The sequence below is a fragment of the Labrys miyagiensis genome (genome assembly GCF_030160835.1).
Lineage (GTDB): Bacteria > Pseudomonadota > Alphaproteobacteria > Rhizobiales > Labraceae > Labrys > Labrys miyagiensis.
The window spans coordinates 1-1,051 of the sequence record NZ_BSPC01000109.1; the positions used below are offsets into that span (position 1 = coordinate 1).

Annotated in this window: 2 protein-coding genes; both read right to left on the minus strand. The window is 59.1% G+C overall.

Annotated elements, in window-relative coordinates; genetic code table 11:
- On the minus strand, positions 1 to 621 hold a 621-nt coding region (locus tag QQL24_RS36355; RefSeq protein ID WP_284317208.1), incomplete at its 3' end, for a hypothetical protein.
- A gap of 71 nt (positions 622 to 692) precedes the next feature.
- A partial coding sequence (locus tag QQL24_RS36360) for a hypothetical protein (RefSeq protein ID WP_284317209.1) occupies positions 693 to 1,051 on the minus strand: 359 nt, incomplete at its 5' end.

Below are 1,051 nucleotides of genomic sequence, written 5' to 3' on the forward strand. Positions count from 1 at the left end.
ATCTGCGTTGCCTCTCTCGTCGGAATCGCGAGCTGTGGCGCCCATACGCCTGCTACATTCAATTGCAACGAGGAGCGAGAAACTGATGCCTTGGGCCTGCCCGTCCTGCAGATATTTCTGATACTGTTCCCGAAATTGCGGGAGCCACGCAGGTCGGTCGGCGCTTCGATCAATATCGACAAGACGTTCGAGTTGACTGACGACAGCAACGGCGTCGCGTCTGAGTGTGTGCTGCTTGATGGCGGCCTCAAGAAAGATGGTTCGCTTCCGGATTGTCGCCTCTCTCTGTTCGGCCTCTTGCCTGTCGAGCTCGATGAGTGCGGTCTCCAGGGTCTGCGCCGCTCCATCCAGATCTTCGTTCCTGGTCTTCTCGGCGACCTGTGCCAGCACCGCATCGACGAAGGCACCTTCGTTGGATCCCTGCGCGCCCCTCGCAATGACATCGAGCGCAATTTTGACGGCTCGCTTGAGCTCCACGATCGCTTGCTCGAAATCCAGATCATCGTCCGGCTTCAGACGTTCAGCCAGGGCGATGACGATGTGGCGCTGCAATCCGGCCAGTTCCGCGGACTGGAGCAAGCCTCGCCTGTCGAGTTCGGCCACGAGATCTTCGGCGCTCAAGCCGGCGACCAACGTTCCGATGGTGCTCCCAGCGACTTGAACTCCAACGGTAACGGTCTGAGAAGGGTCCGCTACCGCTGGGTTTTTCCCACCTTGATGTCCCCGGCCTTCAGAGTCCCTGTTATTGTCGCGTCTCGGAAGCTTGCTCCCGTCCCTTCGGTGACGTCGATCTTGCCAAGTTCCACGTTCAGAGCTTTGAGCCCCCTGGCATCAAAACCAATCGGTCCTGCTTCCTCCAGCTTCGAGGTGAGCGCTTGCGCCAGACGACGCAACTCTTCTTGATCTGCTGTTGGCAGGCCATCCACGATTTCGGCGATTACGCCCATGCGGCTTTTGGAATCCGGCGCCTGCTCCAGCTCGGCCACATCCTCTGCCACTGACCCGGTGAGTTTGGCTTTCAGCGCCTTGTAGGCATCCTTGACCACTTCCT